General features: G+C 44.9%; 22 protein-coding genes and 2 tRNA genes. 6 read left to right on the forward strand and 18 right to left on the reverse strand.

The window, feature by feature from the left end:
* Window positions 1-80: 80 nt before the first annotated feature.
* From CH376_RS01285 to CH376_RS01295, 3 genes are read left to right on the forward strand one after another with little or no spacing between them, the layout of a single operon-like run.
* The gene (locus CH376_RS01285) at window positions 81-308 is read left to right on the forward strand and encodes a BolA/IbaG family iron-sulfur metabolism protein (protein WP_100783820.1); all 228 of its coding nucleotides are present in this window, start codon (window positions 81-83) and stop codon (window positions 306-308) included.
* Window positions 305-625 (forward strand): Grx4 family monothiol glutaredoxin, encoded by a 321-nt coding sequence (grxD, locus tag CH376_RS01290; protein WP_100783821.1) that lies wholly within the window; start codon window positions 305-307, stop codon window positions 623-625. The genes CH376_RS01285 and grxD overlap by 4 nt, the downstream gene beginning before the upstream one ends.
* Window positions 625-867 carry a glutathione S-transferase N-terminal domain-containing protein gene (locus tag CH376_RS01295; protein WP_100783822.1) on the forward strand — a complete coding sequence of 81 codons (243 nt, stop codon included), beginning with the start codon at window positions 625-627 and terminating at the stop codon, window positions 865-867. Before grxD ends, CH376_RS01295 begins: the two co-directional genes overlap by 1 nt.
* Here CH376_RS01295 and gshAB read toward each other — a convergent pair.
* Genes gshAB through CH376_RS01330 form a run of 7 tightly spaced genes read right to left on the reverse strand, consistent with a single transcriptional unit; the run spans window position 864 to window position 9570 of the window.
* Window positions 864-1895: a bifunctional glutamate--cysteine ligase GshA/glutathione synthetase GshB gene (gshAB, locus tag CH376_RS01300; protein WP_100783823.1), complete on the reverse strand. Its 1032-nt coding sequence runs from the start codon at window positions 1893-1895 to the stop codon at window positions 864-866. The two genes, CH376_RS01295 and gshAB, sit on opposite strands and share 4 nt — an antisense overlap.
* Window positions 1883-3445: a glutamate--cysteine ligase gene (gene gshA / locus CH376_RS01305; protein WP_100783824.1), complete on the reverse strand. Its 1563-nt coding sequence runs from the start codon at window positions 3443-3445 to the stop codon at window positions 1883-1885. The genes gshAB and gshA overlap by 13 nt, the downstream gene beginning before the upstream one ends.
* Window positions 3442-5175: a gamma-glutamyltransferase gene (gene ggt / locus CH376_RS01310; protein WP_100783825.1), complete on the reverse strand. Its 1734-nt coding sequence runs from the start codon at window positions 5173-5175 to the stop codon at window positions 3442-3444. Before ggt ends, gshA begins: the two co-directional genes overlap by 4 nt.
* A 23-nt stretch (window positions 5176-5198) precedes the next feature.
* The gene (clpA, locus tag CH376_RS01315) at window positions 5199-7436 is read right to left on the reverse strand and encodes an ATP-dependent Clp protease ATP-binding subunit ClpA (RefSeq protein WP_100783826.1); all 2238 of its coding nucleotides are present in this window, start codon (window positions 7434-7436) and stop codon (window positions 5199-5201) included.
* Entirely contained in the window at window positions 7433-7768 is a 336-nt protein-coding gene (clpS, locus tag CH376_RS01320) for an ATP-dependent Clp protease adapter ClpS (protein WP_100783827.1), read from the reverse strand. The genes clpA and clpS overlap by 4 nt, the downstream gene beginning before the upstream one ends.
* Window positions 7765-8979 (reverse strand): GNAT family N-acetyltransferase, encoded by a 1215-nt coding sequence (locus tag CH376_RS01325; RefSeq protein ID WP_100783828.1) that lies wholly within the window; start codon window positions 8977-8979, stop codon window positions 7765-7767. Before CH376_RS01325 ends, clpS begins: the two co-directional genes overlap by 4 nt.
* A 33-nt stretch (window positions 8980-9012) precedes the next feature.
* Window positions 9013-9570 carry a sigma-70 family RNA polymerase sigma factor gene (locus CH376_RS01330; protein ID WP_100783829.1) on the reverse strand — a complete coding sequence of 186 codons (558 nt, stop codon included), beginning with the start codon at window positions 9568-9570 and terminating at the stop codon, window positions 9013-9015.
* A 130-nt stretch (window positions 9571-9700) separates the two neighbouring features.
* Here CH376_RS01330 and CH376_RS01335 point away from each other — a divergent pair, with 130 nt between their 5' ends.
* On the forward strand, window positions 9701-10333 hold the full coding sequence (locus CH376_RS01335; protein ID WP_100783830.1) for an NrsF family protein: 633 nt from the start codon (window positions 9701-9703) through the stop codon (window positions 10331-10333).
* 462 nt (window positions 10334-10795) lie between these two features.
* Here the strand turns inward: CH376_RS01335 and CH376_RS01345 are convergent, their stop codons facing one another.
* The 9 genes from CH376_RS01345 to CH376_RS01385 all read right to left on the reverse strand — a co-directional run bounded on the left by CH376_RS01345 (window position 10796) and on the right by CH376_RS01385 (window position 20397).
* Window positions 10796-12703 carry an AAA domain-containing protein gene (locus tag CH376_RS01345; RefSeq protein WP_100783832.1) on the reverse strand — a complete coding sequence of 636 codons (1908 nt, stop codon included), beginning with the start codon at window positions 12701-12703 and terminating at the stop codon, window positions 10796-10798.
* A complete protein-coding gene (locus tag CH376_RS01350; RefSeq protein ID WP_100783833.1) occupies window positions 12700-13701 on the reverse strand; it encodes a PLP-dependent cysteine synthase family protein in 1002 nt (333 codons plus the stop codon). The genes CH376_RS01345 and CH376_RS01350 overlap by 4 nt, the downstream gene beginning before the upstream one ends.
* Before the next feature lie 15 nt (window positions 13702-13716).
* Window positions 13717-14337, reverse strand: coding sequence for a 3-isopropylmalate dehydratase small subunit (gene leuD / locus CH376_RS01355; protein WP_100783834.1), 621 nt, complete (start codon window positions 14335-14337; stop codon window positions 13717-13719).
* 19 nt (window positions 14338-14356) lie between these two features.
* Window positions 14357-15754, reverse strand: coding sequence for a 3-isopropylmalate dehydratase large subunit (gene leuC / locus CH376_RS01360; RefSeq protein WP_100783835.1), 1398 nt, complete (start codon window positions 15752-15754; stop codon window positions 14357-14359).
* Window positions 15755-15925: 171 nt separating this feature from the next.
* Complete coding sequence (locus tag CH376_RS01365; protein WP_100783836.1) at window positions 15926-17374, reverse strand: FHA domain-containing protein; 1449 nt, start codon at window positions 17372-17374, stop codon at window positions 15926-15928.
* 24 nt (window positions 17375-17398) lie between these two features.
* On the reverse strand, window positions 17399-18166 hold the full coding sequence (locus CH376_RS01370) for an ATP-binding cassette domain-containing protein (RefSeq protein ID WP_100783837.1): 768 nt from the start codon (window positions 18164-18166) through the stop codon (window positions 17399-17401).
* Between the two features lie 9 nt (window positions 18167-18175).
* Entirely contained in the window at window positions 18176-18763 is a 588-nt protein-coding gene (gene gmhA / locus CH376_RS01375; RefSeq protein ID WP_100783838.1) for a D-sedoheptulose 7-phosphate isomerase, read from the reverse strand.
* A 1-nt stretch (window position 18764) separates the two neighbouring features.
* Window positions 18765-19538: an LBBP_01157 family protein gene (locus CH376_RS01380; protein WP_100783839.1), complete on the reverse strand. Its 774-nt coding sequence runs from the start codon at window positions 19536-19538 to the stop codon at window positions 18765-18767.
* Complete coding sequence (locus tag CH376_RS01385) at window positions 19528-20397, reverse strand: glycosyltransferase family 2 protein (protein ID WP_100783840.1); 870 nt, start codon at window positions 20395-20397, stop codon at window positions 19528-19530. The genes CH376_RS01380 and CH376_RS01385 overlap by 11 nt, the downstream gene beginning before the upstream one ends.
* 109 nt (window positions 20398-20506) lie before the next feature.
* Between CH376_RS01385 and CH376_RS01390 the strand changes: the two genes are divergently transcribed.
* Entirely contained in the window at window positions 20507-22603 is a 2097-nt protein-coding gene (locus tag CH376_RS01390) for an O-antigen ligase family protein (RefSeq protein WP_100783841.1), read from the forward strand.
* Between the two features lie 21 nt (window positions 22604-22624).
* Here CH376_RS01390 and CH376_RS01395 read toward each other — a convergent pair.
* Both CH376_RS01395 and CH376_RS01400 read right to left on the reverse strand, forming a co-directional pair.
* Window positions 22625-22710: transfer RNA gene (locus tag CH376_RS01395), tRNA-Leu, on the reverse strand.
* 14 nt (window positions 22711-22724) lie between these two features.
* Window positions 22725-22795: transfer RNA gene (locus CH376_RS01400), tRNA-Cys, on the reverse strand.
* Between the two features lie 129 nt (window positions 22796-22924).
* Between CH376_RS01400 and CH376_RS01405 the strand changes: the two genes are divergently transcribed.
* Window positions 22925-23365 (forward strand): DUF4505 family protein, encoded by a 441-nt coding sequence (locus CH376_RS01405; protein ID WP_100783842.1) that lies wholly within the window; start codon window positions 22925-22927, stop codon window positions 23363-23365.
* The last annotated feature ends 218 nt before the right edge of the window (window positions 23366-23583 follow it).

The following is a 23583-nucleotide window of genomic DNA, read 5'->3' on the forward strand; positions in this document are numbered from 1 at the left end:
AACAAAAACGGGATCGAAAATGCTAAATCTGAGATCTCAGAAATCGAACGGACGACGAGATCCGGTCTAAAGAAAGAACGATGACAATCGATGAAATAAAAAGTAAAATAGAATCCGGTCTTCCGGATTCTAAGGTAACGATACTCGATCCTTATAAGGACGGAGTACATATCAAGGCAGTTGTGATTTACAAAGGATTTGAAGGTAAATCCATTTTAGAACAGCATAGAATGGTCTATGAAACTCTAAAAGAAGAACTAAAACAAGAAGTGCACGCGCTTGCACTGGAAACGAGGACACAAGAATGAACGACGCGGTAAAACAGAAGATAGAAGAATTGGTAGGCTCGGACAAGGTTTTCCTTTTTATGAAAGGAACTCCGGATGCGCCTATGTGCGGCTTTTCGGCGGGAGTAGCAAACGTTCTCAGAAGTTTAGGAATTCAATACGGTTCCTTCAACGTTTTGTCCGACGAGGTCATCCGTCAGGGAATCAAGGACTTCGCAAATTGGCCGACCATTCCTCAGCTCTATGTAAACGGAGAATTTATCGGCGGTCACGACATCGTAGTCGAGATGGCGAAGTCCGGCGATCTTCAGAAAAAAGTCGGAACGATTCCCGCGTGATGAAACTCTATCACTTTCTTGGCTGCCCTTATTGCGCCTATGTTCGAGAAGAATTTTCGAAGATGGGACTCGTCCAGGGAAAAGATTATGAACTCGTGGAAGCGAGCCGGGGAACTCCCGGCCGTGAAGAAGTGGTTCGTCTCGGAGGAAAGAGTCAGGTTCCTTTTTTAGTCGACGGTTCTATTCAGATGTATGAATCCAGAGACATCGTAACCTATGTAAAACAAAAGAAGGCCTCTTAAAAACCCAACAAAGTTAAGATCTTATTTCCAACATCCCTGTTTTTACCTTCGTAAGGATAATTGTGAATGTACAAAACGGGGTTGAAGTTCAATTCTAAAATTCGATAGTCCCCTTTCCTTTCCAAGTCCTTCAGAATGATATCGACTCCGCAGATCTTAGCTCCTACCGATTTGGCCGCCTTCACAGCCAATTCTTTATAATAAGAATCCGCCAAATCGGTGACGTCGATCGAATCTCCTCCGGTGCTGATATTGGAATTTTTTCTAAGAAAAACCTTCTGCCCTCTTTTTGGAATCGAATCCTTTGAGAAGCGCGATTGTTCCAGGACATCGACTTCGGTATCACCGAGCTGAATTTTCTCAAGCGGAGTAACGTGCCCGACCCCGCGTCTCGGATCTTCGTTTTTTTGCGCAACGAGTTCTTCGATCGTATGCTCTCCGTCCCCGGTCACGTTAGCCGGAATACGATTACAAACGGCGACGGTTTCTTCTCCGATCACTAAAAAGCGGTATTCATTGCCTTCGGCAAACTCTTCTACGATCACCGATTCGGAATGATTGAAAGCGATTTTGACGGCTTTTTTAGCGTCGTCCGCGGTGGCATTCGGAAGAAGGATCGTGATGCCGATTCCGAAATTGGTGGTCACAGGTTTTACCACCATTTTTTTTTCCTTATGCGTTTCCCAAAAGGAAAGCGCCGGCTCCGGTTCGCCGAAACTATCTCCCGCCGGTACCAGAAGTCCAGCCTCATCCATTACGATTTTTGAAATCGTTTTATTCTCCATCACAAGAAATGTCATGTAAGAATCGAGTGCGGTTTTCGAGGCTTCCTTCACATACTGAACGTGACCGGAAGAATTTTTCAATCGAAGAAAATGATTCTTACGATCCAAAATTTGAACCTCAAGACCGCGATTGAGCGCGTCGCGGATTACGATCTGAGTGGAAATTTCAAGGTCTTCGAAATCCTTGAGTGTAAATATCTCGGGAGAAATGAATTCGCCCGATTCTAATTTCAATGATTGCATAATTTGATCGTGGGATAATGGGTTTGAGATTCTTCTTTTTCCAACTGTTCCTTTTCCTGAAAAGACCGTTGCGATTCCTTTTCGATCTTCATCAGAGTTCCAGGAGAATATTCCATATAGGAAAGAGCCCTGCGATTTTCTCTTGCGAGTTCCATTCCTTTGTCCCTAAATTCGATTCCACGTCTTAGGATTTCGCATAACAATTTCCCCGAAGGAGTTTTTTCAGGATGTTTCCATTTTTTAATCTGAAAGTCGATCGATTCCTGGTACGTTTTTCTTCCCGTGTGAAGATCCAAAATTTTGGCAAAGTGCCTTAGAGATTCCGAATATTCCGCTCCGGTTTGCTGAAAGTTTTTTTCAGAATTTCCGACTTTGATTTTGAGCTCCGGATTTCTTCCTTCCCAGATCACCTTGTTTAGATTTTCTTTTTGAATTTCATTTTCCTCCGAATCGATCGAAGGCGACGGACTTAAAAGGGAATCCAGAAGAATCAATTGTGTAAACGCAAGATTGTGTCTGCAAACCCCCAGCGGAGAATATGGATCGATGTCCAAGGAACGGATTTCTATGTATTCAATTCCTCTTCTCAGGAGGGCGTCGAGCGGTCTTTCGTCCCCCTTTGGAACTTGTTTCGGACGCACCGGAGAATAGAATTCGTTCTCGATCTGAAGATAATTCGGATTGAGCTGCGCGTTTTCATTATTCGAAAAAGGAACATACTTTTCATAAGGCGTATGAACCGCGTAACACATACGATCCACGTATTCCGCCAAAGAATTATAATGAATTCCTAATGTATCCTGAACCTTACTCGTATAACCGATTTCACTCATCCGAAGAGAGGTCGCGTGAGGAGAATACAAAGTAAAATCCTTATGTTTTTCGAATCGGAGATTTCCCGGGTTCGGAAGAAAGGTAGAATCAAAAACGGAGGAGGATCCGGTGAGATAGGTCAAATAATGAACCCTTCTCATAAAGTTTCGGATAACGTGAAGATACAAAGAGGAAATTTCCTCTTTTGAAAAATTGGAAACGTCTTTTCCTAAAAATTGTCTCAAGAAAACGTTTGAAAACGAAAAATTGTAGTGAACGCCTGAGATGGTCTGCATTCTTCTTCCGTAACGAAGCCCCAACCCGTGACGATATACCGTCTTCCACTTTCCGGACGCGGAACTTCCATACTGACCCAGAGGGATTTCATTTTCGTCCTCGGGAAGAATCGGAGGCATACTGAAAGGCCAGATCAATTCGTTGTTCAATTTTCGAATCGTATATATATGCAAATCTTGTAATTCTCTAATATTCGCTTCGATTCGAGGACGGGGATGCGTCGCGTATTCGAGCTGAGGCTCCGCGAAGTCGGTTTTGATATAATGGTTCGTCAGACTTGAGCCTAGATGTTCCGGATGCGGAGTTCTTGCGAGAGTTCCGTCCGGATTGACCCTCATACTTTCCTTCTCCAATCCGTGCTTTGCTTTTACGGCGTGTCGAAGGAGAATTTCGAGAGAAACCTGGTCTATCTTGGATTGAGTAAATTCTTTTGTTTTCAAAGTCCGCCTGTGGCCCCTTCTCCACGTGGATCGCAAGCTCCGTAGAGCATTCCGTTCTCTCTTTTGACCGAGAAAAGTTTTGCAAAGTTCGGTGCGATCCTAATATCGTGTTTTCGAACCGAAAGACCGTCGAAAACGTTTCTTTCGTTCACCGACTTCTCGATAAATACCGCGTCCGGAAAAAATTGATGATGCACCCTTCCACGCGCAACGGATTCATACAACGTCAGTTTAAAATCAAGATTATAAATCAAGGATTGTAAAACCGCATTCACAATATAAGAACCTCCCGGAGCCCCCGTCGCTAAAAACGGTTCCTTATCCTTAAACACAAGAGTCGGAGACATACTGCTCAAAGGAGTTTTCTTAGGAAGAATCGAATTCGCTTCCGCGCCGATCAAACCGTAGACGTTCGGTTCTCCGGGGGCGCGACTGAAATCGTCCATCGTGTCGTTCAATACGATTCCGTAACCGGGAACTACAACGGAAGCCCCGAATCGAAAGTTGATGGACTGAGTTGTTGAAACCGAGTTTCCGTCCCGATCCATTACGGATATATGAGTTGTCTGAGGAGATTCCACGCCAAAGTTTAACTCTTTCAAAAAGGAAGAGCTGCTCGAGGCGGCTTTCGGATCAAAGTTCGAGATCTTTTCCTCCGCGTATTTTTTGGAAAGAAGTCGATCGATCGGAATTTTCGTAAACTTCGGATCGCCTCCTAAAATCGCACGATCGGCGTATCCACGGCGCATTGCTTCCGCGAGAAAATGATAGTACGCGGCGGCGTCCTTATCATACAATTCTTTTAGCGATTTGGTTTCAATCATAGACAACATCGTAAGGAGATGAACTCCCGAAGAAGGAGGAGGCATCGTATAGATCGTATAATCTCTGTAAGTCGATTTAAGCGTTTTCTCTTCGATCACGCGGAAATTTTTCAGATCCTGTGAAGTGATGAGACCGCCGTTCCTTTTCATAGAGCTTACAATCGAATCCGCTATCTTTCCTTGATAGAATTCCCTTTCTCCGGTTTCGGAAATCAACTTTAGAGTATTTGCAAGGTCTTTTTGAACGAGTAGGGAACCGACTTCCGGAACTTTCCCTTTCGGAAGAAAGATTCCTTTCATTTCATCGTCCATGTCTTTCGATGATTTCTGAATCGCCGAAAATAAATCCGGATAAACAGGAAACCCGTTCTCCGCCAAACGAATCGCAGGTGCGACGACGGTCTTCAGAGAAAGTTTTCCGTATCGTTTGTGAATCTGAATCAAACCCGCAACGTTACCCGGAACACCGACTGCGCGAAATCCAAAAAGAGAATCTTCCTTCGGTTTCCGTTTGTACATATTGCGGGACGCAGCTATAGGAGCTCTTTCACGAAAGTCAAAGGCGATGGGCTCTGGGAATTCATTTAGATACAGAACGAGAAACCCGCCTCCGCCCAAGCCGGTCGAATGAGGTCTTGTGACGGAAATCGCAAAGGAAGTAGCAACCACGACGTCCACAACGTTCCCGCCCAACTTACCGATCTCAACTCCGGCCGAGGTAGCTTCGGGCGAATCGGAGGCGATCATCAGATTCTTACTCTCGCTGAAATAATCGGTATGTTTTCTTTGATTAGAAGGAGTAACTAGTAAGTCGGTCGAAACCTTTTTACCTTCTATCGAAAGAGGTATGTCCTTACACGAAAAAAGGAAAAGTATCAGTATGATACGTGCGTATTTTTGTTTCATCGGATCCCGGAGAAATTTGTAAGTCAGGATTTTTTGCCGTGAGAGAATTCCATATCGATTCCCTCTTTTCCGGCGCTCAGTTTGGCTTTTCCGCCGGACTTGAGTTCGCCAAAAAGAATTTCTTCCGAGATTCTTTTCGAGATATGAGCGTCGATCCATCTCTGAACGGGTCTCGCTCCGAACTCCGGCGTGTATGCTTTTTGTGCGATATAGTCGAGTACATCATCCTGAAACTCTAGTTCAATTTGTTTAGAATTCAAGCGCTCTTGCAAAAGAGCAAGCTGTTTTGCAACTACTTTGGTTACATTTTCCTGGCTCAGAGAAGAGAACTCGATCACGGCGGTGAGACGATTTCTGAACTCGGGAGAAAATTGTTTTTCGATCGCCTTGAGACTTCGGTCTTCCAAAAGATCGTTCCCAAAGCCGACAGGATTTGTGGAACGCTCCCGGGCGCCGGTGTTCGTAGTCATCACAAGAATCACCTGACGGAAATCCGATTTTCTTCCGTTGTTGTCCGTAAGAGTCGCGTGATCCATGATTTGAAGAAGAATATTATAAATGTCTTCATGAGCTTTTTCGATCTCGTCGAGCAAAAGAACACAGTGCGGATTTCGATGCACAGCGTCCGTAAGTTGTCCGCCCTGCTCGAACCCCACGTAACCGGGAGGAGATCCGATCAAACGGGAAACCGTATGTTTTTCCATGTATTCGCTCATATCAAATCGAATGAGCTCCACTCCTAAAATCTCCGCGAGTTTCCGGGTCAACTCGGTTTTGCCGACACCGGTCGGACCGGCAAAGAGAAAACTTCCCACAGGTTTTCCCGGTTCGGAAAGACCGCTCCTAGAAAGTCGAATCGATTGTACAAGTTGATCGATCGCGGAATTCTGTCCGTAGATCTTGGCTTTTAATTCTTCGTCCAGGTTTTTGAGTTTTTCACGATCGTCGGCTTTGACGGTAACGGAAGGAACTTTTGCGATTTTCGAAACGAGCTCTTCGATTTCCCTAACCGTAACCGTTTTTTTGCCGCTTTCTCGGAGACGAACGCGGGCTCCCGCCTCGTCCAAAAGATCGATCGCTTTGTCCGGAAGTTTTCGATCCAGAATATAACGGGCGGACAACTCGGCCGCCTGTTCCACCGCGGAGGCCGAATACTTCACTTGGTGAAAGGATTCGTATTTTCCCAAAAGTCCTTTTAAGATCTCGACCGTTTCCGGGATCGAAGGTTCTCCCACTTCCACTTTTTGGAATCTCCTGGAAAGTGCATGATCTTTTTCGAATATAGTTTTGTATTCCTTGTAAGTCGTGGTTCCGATACAACGGAGCTCACCGCTTGAAAGCGCCGGCTTGAGAAGATTGGAAGCGTCCAAAGATCCGCCCGAAACAGCGCCGGCTCCGATGATCGTATGGATCTCGTCTATGAAAAGAACGTGATCGTCTTGCGCGGTGATTTGCGTGACTACGTTTTTGAGTCTTTCTTCGAATTCTCCTCGAAACTTGGTTCCAGCGAGTAAAAGCCCCATGTCCAGAGAATATACTTTCAAATTCTTCAAAGGTTCCGGAACCTTTCCATCCACGACCATCTGCGCGAGACCTTCGACGATCGAAGTCTTACCGACCCCGGCTTCTCCCACAAAGATGGGGTTGTTCTTTCTTCTTCTGCAAAGAATGTGGATCGTCCGATCGAGTTCGTCCGCCCTTCCTATCATCGGATCGAGTTTTCCTTCTCTTGCTTTTGCCGTAAGATCCACGCAAAATGCTTTGAGAGGATCTGAGACTTTTTCGCCTTCTTCACCCAGAGTTTCCTTTTCTCTGTTTTGATTGTCCTTTCGGATTCCGTGAGAGATGTAGCGAACGATATCCAATCTGGAAATATCCTGCGATCCGAGAAAATAAACCGCGTTGGATTGATCTTCCCGGAATAAGGCTGCGAGAACGTCCCCCCCGTCCATTTTTTTATTGCGAGTCGATTGAACATGAAATTCGGCGAGCTGCAGAACGTGCTGCACTCCGATCGTGTAGATCGGATCCACTTCTCCGGAGGTTTCCGGAAAGGATTCGAGTTCGCTGTCGAGATAATGACTTAGATCCTTTCTCAACTTTTCGATATCGGCGCCGCAGGCTTCCAAAACCTCTTTTCCGACCGTGTCGTAAGTAAGCGCGAGAAGAATGTGTTCGAGCGTGATAAATTCGTTTCTTCTTTGTTTAGCTTCTTCCCAAGCCTTTTTTAAAGTTCGTTCCATTTCTTCGGTAAGAATCATGATTCTTCTTCTCCTTCCTCCACTTCCATCGTACAATGAAGCGGGTATCCGTGTTGTTCCGCCAACTGCTGAACTTGTATGACCTTGGTTCTCGCCACGTCGTGCGAGTAAACGCCGCATAACGCTTTTCCCGTGATATGCGCTTTTAACATGATCTGTTCGCTTTCTGCTCTTGTTCTGTGAAAGACCACTTGTAGTATCCAAACTACGAATTCCATCGGCGTGAAATCGTCGTTGAGTATGATCACCCTGTATTTGGAAGGACGTTTGAGCTTGACCTTCTCCTTGGTCAAAGTCTGTTCTTCCGTATCAAATCGAAAGATCTCGCTCATGGATCTCGACTTCCCTTATCCGCGATCGCATTGTCTCGGAAGAATGTTTCGCTCGATAATTCCTTGAGCGGAGAGTGTTCGTTGGTTTCTTGAATCATTTCCTGCATGTGCAGTCTTTCTTCTTTTAAAAAACGTTCAATCGCATTTCTCGCTGCGGGATGAAAAATCAGATGAGAACTATAAGTCGTCATCGCCGGGAAACCTCTTAGAAACTTATGCTCTCCCTGCGCGCCTGCCTCGAAAACTTTTATTTTCTCACGGATGGCATAATCGATCAATTGATAAAAACAACATTCAAAATGAAGATGAGAATGGTATTCGACGCAACCCCAGTATCTTCCGTATAAGAATTCACCTTTGCGGAGATTGAACGTTCCGGCGATCGGGGTCCCGTTTCTGAAAGCGATCACGAGCACCATCTTGTCTCGAAAGAGTTCGAAGGCGGAATCGAAAAATTTCCGATTGAGATAAGCGGAGCCCCATTTTCTGGAATGTGTGTCCTCGTAAAAACTCCAGATCGAATCCATATCCGATTTGGATATCCGATCTCCTTCTAAGATTCGAATCTCAAGACCGTAGCTGCGAACGATTTCCCGTTCCCGTTTGATCTGCATCCTTTTCTTGGATTTCATCGCACCGAGATAATCCTCAAAACTTTCGTAACCGGGGTTCATCCAATGAAATTGATGCGAAAGCCGAGTCGCAAAACCGTACTTCTCAAGAGCTTCCGATTCTTCCTTTTCTAAAAAAAGAAAGTGAACTCCGGAAAGACCCTCCTCTTGTGAAAAGCGAAGGAGTTCCGGAATCATATAAGAACAAACTTCTTCTAGGCGCATCTCTTTTGAATAAAGGATTCTTTTGCCGTTGGCCGGGGTAAACGGAATCGCAACAAGACCCTTCGGATAATAATTCAGACCCGATTGTGCAAAAAATTGAGCCCATTGAAAATCGAAGATATATTCTCCGTAAGAATCGAATTTAAGAAAGAGAGGAATGACCGCCGCAAAGCGTCCGTCTTTCCTTAGAACGCAATATCGCTGAAGCCAAGAAGTATTCTCACCGATACAACGAGAGACTTCCAGAGAACGTAAGAAGCCGTATTCTAAAAACGGATTTTTTGGATCGGAAATCGAGTCCCATTCTTCCTTGGGAATCGAAGAGATAGAATCCAAAAATTCTACACGAATGCCTTGGGAAGATTGGGAAGACATGCTATTCCTTGGACTTGTTTGATTGCAGTTTTGTCAGATATCCAGGGAAAAATGCTTTCGAATCTTCTGAACGGCACGATGAGTGATCACCTTGATATTGGATTCGGAAAGTCCGGTCTTTTGGGAAACTTCGCGGACGCTCATTCCGTCGAGTTTGAGATGAGTAAGAATCTGTTTTTGTCTTTCATCCAAAACGGTCAGCCATTCCCGAAGAATCTCCCTCGCCTTCTCCGGTTCTTCTTCCTCCATCGGTTCCGGAGACGCAAAAAATTCCAGATTTTCGGTGGTAAAATAACGGTCTCCGACCTTTCTTTTCCGAAGATAATCGATGGTTTTATACCTTGCGATCGCAAAAACCCAAGGCGCCGGATGACGTTCCGCGCGGTAAGAATCCCGAGCTTTATGAAGTCCGATTAATATTTCTTGGACGAGATCTTCTCGATCCTCCGCATTGTTGATGCGCGGAATCAGATAAGAGCGAAGGACACCCGTTACGAGTCTAAGAAATTTTTCATAGGAAGTTTGATCTCCCTCTCTCGCTTTCGAGAGGAGAATTGCACATTCTTCCCAGATTTCTTTTTTAGCTGACATGTAACTAACTACTTGGAACCTTCGAATATAGAAACAGTTGAACCTAATTTCCTTCCAGCTTGAGGCAGGAAGAAATTATTGTCCAACCATTCTTTAAAATTGGAAAATTTCCAATATTATAACTTAGAATATGTTGAGTAAAGAAGAGAAAACCGAATCGCTAATCCGAAAACTGGGGACCGAACCTCCTTCCAGAGAGAATATATGGGGAAATCTTTTATTTTTAATCCCTCTATTTTCGATCGGTTTCATATTATTCTGTTTATCGTTTTACCCGATCACGGCTCCGTTAATTCACATTCCAACTTTGTTTCCTGATTTTCTCTGGATTGCAATCGTCGGAGCGATTTCATTTTGGGTTCTTTCTCGATTGAGATTTCCGGAGGAATCTTTTTCGAAAACCTCTAAACTTCCTATCTTATTCGGTCTCGTCTGGATTTTATATTCCTCCGGTTTGTACGGTTGGGATTTGATCTCGGGTCATGAATTCAGCCACCACATAGGACGTTGTTCCGCGATTATATTTCTTTCCAGTATTCTACTGTGCGGAAGCGGATTTTCTCTTTTAAAAAAAGGAAATCCGGGAAATCCGATTTTGAGCTCTGCCGTTCTCTCGGTTTTTAGCCTGGCTCTTGCAAACTTTTGTCTGAAATTTGTTTGCGGCGATCAGTCTTCGTATCATATTTTCTTTTCACACGGCCTTCCGAGTCTATTTTTATTTTTTATAGGATTCTTCGTACTTAAGAATATCTTGAAGTGGTAATACACTGCGAATTCAAATTTAGACGCTTGTTCCTTGTTAAAAGCATTCTTAATTTCTTGCAATTGTTTATATAAAATTGCGTTGGAACTCCGACGGCTTTTCCGTGAGAATCGCGCGCCCCACCCTGATCTTGGGTGGAGGGGTGATGAGCGGACGTATAGGGAGCGAATCATTGAGTTCCGGTGGCGGGAATGAATCGGACTTCCGCATATCATAAAAAGCGCATACTTCCAAACACAATTCTCTTTCGATTACTTTGTCGGAAGAATCACTCTTGTTTTTTAAATCACTATTTTGATCTTCTTTATTTGTTACGACAAAATATCATCGAAAAAAAACCGCTTGAAATCGAAACGAGTTCCTATTGTCAAAATGATTTGCGATCCATCCCCTTCTGTTTTATCTGGGGCTTTATCTTCCTTTCGATCCTTCGGTGGAACCTCGGATCCATTCCCTAACAGATCATAAAAATTCCCAAGCGGTTCGAAAAACTTCCTTCTCTTCCGCAAACCGAATGAGTTTGGATAAGAACGGATCCGAAGAAAGAGTGGAACTATCGCCGATACAAAGCAATAAATCCTTAGCCCTCGTCATTCCGACGTTGATCCTTCTCGATTCCTTTAAAAATCCGGATTTTCCTTCGTCATTGGAACGGACAAATCCCAATAGAATACAACGATTCTCCCTTCCCTGAAAAGAATCGATGGTGGACACTCTGATCTTTGTAAGATTTGTTTCTTTGAGTTTTTCGGAAATCAATCGAACCTGCGCTCGATATGGAGAAAGTATCGTGATATCTTCTTCTTTCCAACCTTGTTCGCTTAACAAAACACAGATCCGAATCTGTAAATCGGCTTCGAACGGATTTGTCAAACTATCATCCACTGCGACCTCTTCCGTGTCCGTCCCCGCCGTATCGATCCATTGAAAAGAATGGGGAAACGGAAAATCGTCCGAAAAATTCGAAGCTCTTTCTTCCAACGGACGACCCGATTTCAAAAGATTCGAATAAAATTCTTTCGACGAAAACTCCGCGATCTCATCCTTCATTCGATACTGGGTATCAAGAAGAAAAACGCGTCCCGACGCAGCGAGTCTTTCTGCGGCTTTCTCAAACAAGGTAACTTCCAACGCATTTTTTTCCGAGAACAAAGTCGGCGGTAACTGTTTGTGATCTCCCGCAAGAATCACACGATCCGATTTCAAAATCGGAATCCACGAAGAAGGTTCGAGCGCCTGGGAGCATTCGTCTAACACGCAATAATCGAAGTTTCTTCCTTCCAAAACTCCCTTGGCCGCCGCGACGGGCGTGGAAACGACTACAGGATGAGAGGAAATCAAACTGTCTATCAGACCGGCTTCTATCGTTCGAATCGTTTTTTTGAGTTCTTTGACTTCTTGGAACAAGGACCTTCTCTCTTCCCTTTCTTTTTCACCGAAATTTCTTTTGTATTTCTTGGCTTGTTTGGATAACTCGACGACTTCCCTTCTGTATTCGCTTAACAATTTTCCGTCCGGATGATGAAACAACTTATAGTCCAACGTGGATTGAAGAGCCGTTTCGGAAACTCTCGCAGGATGCCCCAGTCTCAATACGGAAATTCCCCTTTCGGAAACGGATTCCACCAAAAGATCGCAAGCGGAATGAGTCGGCGCAGAAACCAGAACCTTTCTTTCTTCGAAGACTAACTGACTCACGATTTCGGATAACGTGGTGGTTTTTCCGGTTCCGGGAGGACCGTGTATGATCGAAACGTCCTCGGAAAGAACCGAGTGTAACACCGCATTCTTTTGGGAATCGTTCAATCGGGAATCCATCCTTTCCCATACGCGATTTCGATCGTTCTCCCGGATGGAAATCTTATCGGGTTTTCCGTATCCTAAAAGAAGTTCTCGATTGACATACGATCGACTTCCCTTCTTGGCTTCGGAAATCGAATCGAGCGCGCGAAACATTTCCTTATAGGAAGTTTCATCCGGTAAAAGATCAATGTGGCATTTTCCTTCTTCGGACCATTCCGGAACCTCGTCGATCGCGATTCGAATTCTTTCCTTATGAAGGGAAACGATTATAGCTCGGGTCTTCTCTTCTTCTTTTCCGATCTGAATCGGAGCTCCGGATTGAAACTTGGAAGGATATTCTTCTTGTTCGGGAAAACGAAAGGTAAGAATCCAACTTCCGTCTCGGCCGATGGATTGTTCCTCGTAGATAAGAGGGTATAACGTGATGCCGAGCCGGATTCGATCTTGTATGGAACGCGAAAGCCAGTCTTTGGAAAAAAGATTTTCCTCTTCTCTTTTTTCCCGTTCGAGTTCTTTGCGAACGGCTTCCAATTCTTCGAGAGAATCGGAAAATTTTTGTTCCTTCAAAACCGGTCCGGAGAAAGGACTACGATTCTGTAGACCTGAGATTTTTGATCGTCCCTTGTTGGAAGGCTTTCCGCAAATCGAATCGCACTCGCGAGAGTCGTTCCCGTAGTCGTTCCCGCAAAAATTCCCTCTTTCTGATAGAGATCGGATTGATAGAGAAGCGCTTGTTCCCGGTCCACTCCTACGTATTCGTCCACGATCTTCGGATCAAACGACTCAGGCAGATGAATCGAGGTTTCGTTCTGAACCATCTTTCGTATGAATCTGGATTTCTGACTCACTCCCATGATCACTCGAATGGAAGACTTCTTGGATTTTAAAAAACGTCCCGCTCCGGAAAGTGTTCCGCCGGAACCTCCTCCTGCGACGAACGCGTCGACGTTCCCTGCAAGGTCTCTCCAGATTTCAGGGCCTGTAAAAAGATAATGTGCGTTTGTATTGGCCATGTCCGTGTATTCGTTTAAGATCACGGTGTTTTTTTCTTTCTCTTTGATCTCTCTTGCTTTTTTTAACAGAGCCTCGTCCCAATTCCCTTTTGCTTCCGGAAGAATTTCGACATGGGCTCCGAATGTTTGAAGATCTTTGATTTTTTGAGGATCTGTGTCTCCTGCGACCAAACAACGAAACTTATACTGACGGATCGTGCTGATCCAGGCGAGACTGAGTCCGGTAGAATTGTAACCCGGTTGAATGATCTGCCCGCCCGGTTTCAATTCTCCTCTTCTTTCGGAAGAAAGAATCATGGAAAGAGCGGTTCTGTCCTTCACCGAGCCCGTTGGGTTGCAGAACTCCGCCTTGAGATAAAATTCCACATTGGGAATATGAGAACCGATCTGGTTCAGACGAATGAGCGGAGTGTTTCCGATCATCTGAAGGATCGTTTCTTTTACCGGTTTTGCTACGCTGAGTTCCCGTCCAAACGATTTCTGAATGTTATTCAGAGCGCCAAGGAAACTGTTTCCAAACTCGTCAATTGAACGGGAGATTTCATCAAACATATAATTTGTGCAGAATTATATAGCGTACAACCAAGGTTCAACTTCTTTCTGTTTTTTTTCAAACTCTCCGATTTTCGATTCGTGTTTGAGTGTGAGACCGATATCGTCCAGTCCGTTGTAGAGACAGTATTTACGGAAAGAATCCACTTCGAAAGCGTAAACTTTTCCGGTGGGACCGGTCACGGTTTGTTTATCGAGATCGATCGTAATTTTCGCGCCGGAGTTGGAAGACACCGCTTGGAATAATTCTTCCACTTCTTCGGATTTTAAAACGACGGGAAGCATTCCATTCTTAAAACAGTTGTTGAAAAAGATATCCGCATAAGAAGGGGCGATGATACAACGAAAGCCGTAGTCTTCCAAGGCCCAAGGCGCGTGTTCTCGAGAGGATCCGCAACCGAAGTTGTCCCTAGTTACTAAGATAATAGCGCCCTTATAACGGTCCTGGTTTAAGGAGAATTCAGGATTGAGTTTGGTTCCCGCGTCGTCCAGATATCTCCAGTCGTGAAAAAGATGAACTCCGAAACCGGTTCGTTCGATCTTTCTCAAAAATTGTTTCGGTATGATCTGATCCGTATCCACGTTCGGTCGATCGAGTAATGCCGCGATTCCGCTGAGTGTCGTAAATGCTTTCATAATTTCTAAATTCTTTCCCTTATTTCCAGTTTCGGATGTCCACGAAATGACCTTCGATCGCCGCGGCTGCAGCCATCTCCGGGCCTACGAGGTGAGTTCTACCGCCCTTTCCTTGTCGGCCTTCGAAGTTACGATTGGAGGTGGAAGCGCATCTGTCGCCCGGTTCCAGAACGTCGTCGTTCATCGCGAGACACATCGAACAACCGGGATTTCTCCATTCAAAACCGGCACCGGTAAAGATCTTATCCAGACCTTCCTGTTCCGCCTGACGTTTCACTCTTCCCGATCCTGGGACCACAATCGCCTGTACTTTGGAGGAGACTTTTTTGCCTTGGATCGTTGCGGCCGCCGCTCTCAAATCTTCGATTCTTGAATTGGTGCAGGATCCGATAAAAACTTTATTGATCGTAACTTCTTCGATCTTTTGTCCCGGTTTCAAATCCATGTATTTTAACGCGGATTCAATTCCGATCTTTTCGACGGGATCGGTCGCGTCCTTCGGATCCGGAATCACACCTTTTACGGAAATCACCTGGCTCGGAGAAGTTCCCCAGCTCACCATCGGCGCGATTTCGTCCGCGTGCAAAATTACGGTCGTATCAAACTTCGCGCCTTCGTCGGTAACGTAGTGTTTCCATTTTTTGACCGCGAGGTCCCACTCAGCTCCTTTCGGCGCAAAGTCTTTTCCTTTGATATAATTGAATGTGGTTTCGTCCGGTGCAATGAGCCCGGCTCTGGCACCCGCTTCGATCGACATATTGCAGATCGTCATGCGCGCTTCCATGCTCAACGCTTGGATCGCGGATCCTCGGTATTCGATCACATAACCGGTCGCACCGGCGGTTCCGATTTTACCAATGATCGCAAGAATGATGTCTTTTGCCGTAACCTTATCGGAAAGTTTTCCATCCACGCGAATTTCCATCGTCTTGGCTCTTTTCTGAACGAGGGTTTGGGTCGCAAGAACGTGCTCTACTTCGCTAGTTCCGATCCCGAAAGCAAGGGCACCGAAAGCCCCGTGCGTCGAAGTATGAGAATCTCCGCATACGATCGTCATCCCAGGATGAGTCAGACCCATTTCGGGTGCGATTACGTGAATGATTCCCTGGTCCGGATTTTGAAAGTCGTAGAGACGGATTCCGTTTTCGTCGCAATTTTTTTTAAGAGTTTGCATCTGGATCGCCGAGATCGGATCTGCGAGACTCATGTCTCTGGTTCTTGTGGAAACGTTATGATCCATCGTAGCGAATGTGGCTTCCGGACGACGCACCTTTCTTCCCGCGAGTTTGATTCCTTCAAAAGCCTGGGGACTGGTGACTTCGTGGATGAGGTGACGGTCAATATAGATGATATACGAGCCTCCATCCAGTTCCCCGACTAGATGGTCTTCCCAGATTTTTTCGAACATTGTCTTCATTGTGGATTCTGTCTCCCCGAAAGAAATTCTTCCGGAATTAGTGGATTGGATGGATTTCTCGGAAGGAGAAAGAGCGCATCCGTCTGTATTTCCATCGTTGGGAAATCGGGTCTTTTCGTCTACCCGGATCTATTCTAAGCGGTCTGGAATGAATTTGGAAGAATGAAAATTCTATCTCGCTCGAAAAACGAAAACCGTTTTGCCGAGACTGATCTCGTCGAAATCGTATAAGACCCGAGGCCTGAGAACTTTTTTCCCGTTGAGGTAGGTTCCCGAATCGGAGATGAGATCGTAAAGTACGAACCGATTCTTTATCTTTCGAATTCTTGCGTGAAGTTTACTCACGTTCGGATCCGCGACCAAAACGTCTGACAATTCCCCCGCACCCAAGGTCGTTTCCGCTTTCCGAATCGGAATTTGTTTTCCAGGAGTGCGCCCTTCCTTTTGAATCAGGGTTGCGAGGTCGTAGGCTTCCGCCGCTTCGAACTCGGATTCGTTCACGGGAAGGGAACGAGCCACGTAAACTCCTTCCGGATTTGCATAGGGCGACGTGTGAAACTGATCCCCGTACATTCTCTGATAGACTTCTCTTTCTTCGCCTCTCGCGTGGAACCTACGTTCCGCCTCTCCATCGGACGGTTTAGAAGATTCTTCCGGTTCCTTTTCCCTTTTGAACAAAAGTAAAAGACCGATCAAAGTAAGAACGAGTAAAAATCCGATCGTGGGAAGAAAAACTCCTGGACTTAAAAAAACGAATCGAAGCTGTTTCATCGCGCCGGGTTTGTAAGTGTAATTGAACTTTCCGCCTCGACTCGATTCCCAATCACCCCGTAAGAAGTCGCCTTCCCCTTTCCAAAAATCATTTTGAAACGGAGAATCATACTGGACCAAGGCCGGATATTTGTGAAAGTATTCGAGGTCCGTCAAAAAACGGGAAACGGAATCGGGTGCGTCCAACTCGAACAATTCTCCGCCGTAGATTCGGACGAGTTCTCGGTTTGAAAAATTATTCTTCCCAAAAATCTGGATCGGAAGACCGGAAGTGGACAAACCCTGTCTGAGTCCGGGAGGAAGTTTGTATTCGCCATCCGAAACCAAAAGCGCAAGATAGGATTCCCTCGTCAAAATCGTATTCAATTTTTGGAATACAAGATCCAAATTCACTCCCGTGTTGGAATTACTGAGAGAGCCCGGAACACGCGCTTTCAGAAGAGCCGTCTGTCGATCTAGATCTTTTTCAACCACAAGGAGATCGTCCGAAAAAAAGATAAAACTAAAGTGATCCTCGTCTCCGCTCGCTTGAACGATCTTTTGCAAAAGACGCGTGTTGAAATTGTTCTCCTCCAAGCTCGTTCCTGACTGAACGAGAAAGACCGTATGAACGGATCTGGATCCTTCTTTGCGGGTGACCTTGGGACGGAGAACCGTTCGACTCTCCGAACCTCTGGATTCTCGGATGAGAAAGTTTTCCCTTTCTAAGGGAAATTGTTTTTTATCTCGGATCGAAAGTTGAATGAAAGGAAACGAGGACGCGTCGATTTCCTCCATTATAAATGGGGATTTTTGGGCAAAAACCGGAAAGGTAAATAAAACCAGTGTTAGGAGGACTGCATAACCCATCGTTCGCTCGAGTAGTTTCTTAGATCAGCTTCCCTGTTCAAACAGTTTTTTTCCGTAATCGGAACTCGGATTCAATTCTCCGGATTTTCCGCGGGAAACGACCTCGGCCCATTCTCCTTGATAGAGGATACTGATAGTATCGGCTATCGCTTCCACGATTGGGATTTCGTGGGTGATAAAAATGATCGAAAGACCCCTTTCTTTTCGGAATTTCATAAGAAGTCTCAGAGCCTCCGCTTCGCTGATCGAGTCAAGAGCGGCGGTTGGTTCGTCCGCGACGACGATTTCCGCTCCTGAATACACAGCAAGTAGGATGAGAATCCTTTGTCTTTCTCCTCCGGAAAGATTTCCTGGAAGTCCGTCGAACGCGCGTTTGGGATCGTGGATATAAATCGATTCCAAAAGTTGGAGAATTTTTTCCTTTTGCGCGTATTCGCCGTTGGTTAAGGAGAATGCTTCGAGAATCTGAGAACCGGTCTTTCGATACGGGTGAAATCCCCAAACCGGATTCTGAGGAACGAGTGCGATTTTTTTACCACGAAGCGGCATCCATTCCCTTTCCGTAAAGTAACGGGCGTCCATTCCCAAAAATTGAAACCGATCCGATCTCAAAAAAAGTTCCTTGTCGCTCATCCCTAATAGACAAGAGGCAAAGGTTGACTTTCCGCTTCCGGATTCCCCGACGATACAATGGACTTCTCCGGAGTTCAGGGTAAAATCGATTCCTTTCAGAATATGATGTCCCGGCGTGGAAACCTTTAGATTGGAAATTTCGATTACGGGGGACTTCACGAAAAGGAACTATTCTAAATTGAAAAGATTGTATTCGACAATGCTGCAGAGGATATGTCCGATCAAAATATGCGATTCCTGGATCCGAGCGGTGACCTTGCTTGGAACGATCACATCGATGTCAGCGAGATTTTTCATCTTACCGCCGTCTCCACCTAACAGCGATATGGTTTTTACTCCGCGGCTTTTTGCTTTTTCCAGCGCGAGAAGGACGTTCTTCGAATTTCCGCTCGTGGAAAGACCGATGAGCAAATCCCCTTTTCTTCCGAAGGCTTCGATTTGACGAGAGAATACTTCTTCATAACCGTAGTCGTTCGAACAAGCGGTCAAAACCGCGGAGTCCGCGGAAAATGACATCGCGGGAAGCGCCTTTCTTTCGTTTCCGGATTTATAACGCACAACGAGTTCCGCGGCTATATGGGAGGCGTCGCAAGAGGAACCTCCGTTCCCGCATAAAAAAACCGTGTTTCCCGCTTGCAAAACTTTGGAAACCAATTCGCCCGCTTTTGTGATATCTTCCAAAATCGAATCGATTAATTTTTGTTTGGTGGAAATAGAATCTCGGATCTGACCGAGAGCGATTTCTTTGATATCCATTTTAGGTAATACCTCTTTTTTTCCGTATCTGTTCCAATACTCGAAAGAATTCCGTCTTCGCTTTTTCAAAATCCTGAAGGGAAAGATTTTCCGTATAAGGAGAATTCTCCTTTTGATTTCCGCTCACGTTTAAAAAATACAATTCGTCCGAAACGATCGCTTTCATTCTCTTCGTGGAATTGGACTGGAAGAATTGTTCGAATTCAGGGCCCATATATACGAGAAGAATCGCAAGAAGACTCGGCTTCAGGCGGATGAGAACCTGTTGTTTCCAGATCGGTTCCCAATTGTAAAAGTCCTTCCAAGATTCCTGCGTAGAACCCGATTCTCCGTACAAGACTTTCAGATCCTCCTCGATTCCCTCGGGTTGGAAACGGGAGAACACACTTTTCAGATCCGCGTGTTCGTAGGAAAGAATTCGATTGAGTTCCGCCTCCGGAACGAATACCACACCCGAAATTTTTTCGTTCTGAAGACTCAAAAAATTCCCGGTCGAAACGACGAGAGAATATTCTCGTCCGCCTTTTTCCTTTCCTTCGAGACGAAACAACTTCGGACCATTCTTAAGAATTTTATAATATTTCGTTTCATGAACGACGCCCGAACTTTTTTTACGGGTCACGAAAAAACGATCCGCTTTTTCCCGAAGTTCAAAAAGTTCGCGTTTGTATCCGTAACTTTCTCGCACGGGAGGAGTTTCGTCGACGTGGCCCCGTTTCTTCTTTCGTCCGCGAAAGAAAGAAAGGATTCTTTTAAAAAACGACTTAACTCCCATAACCCTCTTTCACGTTAGACGGTCTTTCTATGAGCTTCTTCTCAAGCTCGTATTGTTTTGCGTCTTTTAAAAAAGTGGAATAAGCGGAGGAAACCGCGATGACCCAACCCGGAAATCCGTCCAAAAATCCGAATTTAAAAAAATACGTTTCGATAAACTTGGAGAAAGGTTTGTAAATCGTGCGAAGAACGGAAAACCGCTTTCCTTTTCGTTGTCTCGTCATCGCGACGATCGAAGAAAACTGGTTGATCGTGTTCACCTGGTGCGTGAGATCTCGAAAACTGTAGTGGATTATATCTCCCGAAAGTTTTCCGCCCTTTCCTTGAATGCTGATATAATCGTGCGGATTTTCTCCGACCCAAATCGCATTTCCTTTTTTAAAGATGCGGTACCGAAATTGAGGATACCAACCGGAATAACGGATAAATCTGCCGAGATGAAACGTAAGACGGGAAACCTGAAAGCCGTCCCTTTCTTCGAAGCCTTCCTCCTCTTTGAATTTCCGAAGGGAACTTTGTAATTCGGGCGAAACACGTTCGTCCGCGTCCAGAGAAAGAATCCAGTCGAATTTACAAAGCGAGATTGCGTCGTTTTTTTGTTCGATATGACCTTTGAATTTTTGTTTGAAAAATCGGACGTTCGGATAGGATTTCGAAATTTTTTCCGTATTATCCGTGCTATTCGAATCGAGAACGACGATCTCGTCCGCGATCTCAAGACAGGATTCGATACATTCGCCGATATTTCTTTCTTCGTTATAAGTGATGATGGCGACCGATAATTTTTTTCCTTGGGTAAATGGAGGGGTTCCGGTGTTTTTTTCCGTTTTCTTTTTCTTGGCTGGAATTGTTTTTCCCATCTGTTCGATTGATTCCTGGAATCAGTTCTTTTTTCTAATGGTAGAATGAATTCTTTCTCTGTCATTGGTTTTTTAAGGGAATTTTTTAAGAACTTCCGAGGAGCAAACGTTGAAAGAAGGAATCGTAAGGAACATGGAAAGGCTTTCCCTCTTTTCACTTTGTTTGTTTTTACTCAGCTTTCCTCAATCGGTCAGCGTCTCCCAGGTCTTCGCGGGACTGACCATCGCGGCCACCTATCCTCTCCTCTTTCTCCAAGACGGATATCGGGAACAATGGAAAAAAATCCGGAGTTACTTTCTGATCTTTTTCGGAATCTATCTCCTTGTGTTTTTATCCTCGCTCGTTCTAGCGGAATCATACTTTCCCTTTTTTAAAAAATTCCTCAAACAATCCGAGTTCGGAGATTTTTGGATGCTCTTGATCCTTCCGGCCTCCTATTTGACGGCTTCTCAAAAAAAGAATCAAACGACGCTTCGAAACTTTCTCTACGCGTCCGCCGCGATCTCCGTAATTTTAGGTCTTATCAGTTTATTTTCCGAGGTAAGAATCGGAAAATTTGTCGCCAACGGATTTCGTTACGCGCCCGGAGATCGGTTGCAGCATTTTTCCGGAAACATCGGGCCGATCAAACTCTATCTTCCCATCGGAATGATGAATACGCACCTAACGTTCGGAGGACTTTTGGGTCTGATTCTTCCCGGACTACTTTTGGATTGGCTCGGACAATGGAAAGAAAAGAAGAATTTAATGTTTTACGCGAAAACGATGCTTCTCCTAGGCGGGTGGATCGTTCTTTTTTTCAACCAAAGTCGTTCGATCTGGCTGGGTGTTTTCGTCTTTCTGGTCGTAGCCACGTTACGCGGAACCTTCTCTTTCAAGGAAAATCTACCGGAGTTTTCAAACAAAAGCAAATGGATCGCGGGAATTCTATTTCTAACCGTAATACTATCCGCGACGTATCTTTTTCGAAACAACTGGCTGATCCGAAGATCGGTTTCTCAAATATTCGAAGTTCATAATACTGAAAATCAAAGATATTTTATCTATAAGAATACGATCCCGCTCGTGAAAGATCATCCACTTCTCGGAGTCGGAGGCGGAAACTACAAGGATTCTCATTGGAAAGAATCCGCAAAAATGATCGAAGCTCAGGAACAACTCTGGTATGAACTCTACATCACTCCGAGAGGACACGCCCACAACGATCTCCTGCACTTTGTCGCCGTGGGAGGAATGTTCGCCGGAATTTTGTTTTTGTGGTTTTGGTGGAAGTTATGGGATCGTTTTTTTAGAATCGATCCCAAAGATACGGGAAGTCTTTCGATTCTTACGATCGGAATACTGAGTCTTTATCCGGCCGGATTTTTTCAGTGTTATCTTTTGGACGACGAGGTTTTATTACCTTTCTTTGCTTTTTGCGGAATCTTTTTAGCCGGATCTCAAAATGCAGTCGTAAAAAAATCTGAAGATTCCATTTCGCCTAACGCGCAACAAACGGAAAAGAAAGAATCGGACGGAACTCATTTTCGGATTTTTACTGTGAACTTCTTAAAAAGCGGTTATACAGTCGATTTTCAATGGAAGCGCATTTTAAAAATCATCGCAGCGATCTCCATTCCGCTTCTTTGTTACTGGTTATTCTGGCTTCCCCGTTTGAATCTCGAGCCTCTGGAAGTTTACAATCGAAGGGTTAGAGCTTCCGATCCGAATCTCATCAAAACGGTTCAGAAAAATATCCTAAAGCGGGAATTATCAGAAGACCAAAGCTCAGACTCGAACTTGAACGTTAGACAGGCTTCTCTTCCGTTTCAGGTCGAAGGCTGTCTAACTCATAGATTCCCGAACCCACCGTCTCCCCGGAAAACTCCTTTCAGCTTTATGATCTACGTCCCTTCCAACGCGACTAACGCTCCTAAAAAAGCCGAGATCACCGTCGTTTCAAGGGATTCTTTCGATCAAGACCAACTCTATTGGGCGCAAGGAGAAACGGATCTGGGAAGGATCGAGGTCTCTTTAAGACCTGGAAAAAACGAAATTCTTATTCCGAACTTTTTAGAAAACACGACTCCCAAAGAATTTCCGGACGGAGTTTTCTTTCGGGATTTCAGGATTGTCTTTTCGGACTTTGAAAAAGAAGGAAGTGTGGACTTTCCAAAACTCTATTTTGGGAAAATTTGCGATACGGTAATTCCGCAGAGGCGATAGAATTACAGACATTGAAAACTTTGGTACCTGGAGCGAGACTCGAACTCGCACGAGATTGCTCTCACAGGATTTTAAGTCCTGGGTGTCTACCATTCCACCATCCAGGCAGATACAAAGTGACAGGCGTCGCCCGGATTCGAACCGGGGATCAAGCTTTTGCAGAGCCATGCCTTACCACTTGGCCACGACGCCGTTAAAAGGTATGATTTTAAGGGAAAGTACAGTGTCAATAGAAAAGTCTTTGCAGCCAGTCTTTGTACTTCCTTTTACATTATCCCATCGATCGGAAGTAAGAATCCGACCCGATCAAGACGGATTTTTATGAAACAAAGAAGAACCTATTTTTATCAGATGGATTCTCGAGGCCGCCTCTTTCACGAGGGAACCGAATTGAACGACCCGGACTTTCTGGACTTTTTTATTTCCAGAATTCAAAAAAATGAAACGGGAATTCATCCCGAATTTCCTTATCTTTCCGCTTGTGCCGGAGAATGGAATTTCATCCTGCCCGCGACCTCGGTCTTCGTATTTCGAAAATGGGAAGCCGAAAAACTTTTTTACTCTCCGAACTTATCCGTCCCTTTCCAACCCGATCAATTGAGGATGTACGGAAATTCTTTGGTGCATCCGGCGCCAAGAAAAGAATGGGGATCATTTTCCAGCGAGCTCCTCCTCGAATTCTCGCAAAAAATCGAAGAACAGGAAAACGATCTCTACTTTCACCACAAAACCGGAGATTTTAAGATCCGAATTCTTTCTTAATGCCGATTCTTTTTTTAAAGTCTCGGATCCAAACAAAGGCTCATCACTCGCTTTCGAGAAGTTTTTAATCTTCCACAAACCATACAAATCTCAGTAAGAATTTAATCTTTTCAAGTTATCAATTTCAATATAAAACAGAGACAAAAATTGCCAGCTGATCCCAACCAAATTGCATTTCATTAAATTTGAATATTCAACTAATTGAAATTATCTTTCAG

This window comes from Leptospira adleri (assembly GCF_002811985.1).
Lineage (GTDB): Bacteria > Spirochaetota > Leptospiria > Leptospirales > Leptospiraceae > Leptospira > Leptospira adleri.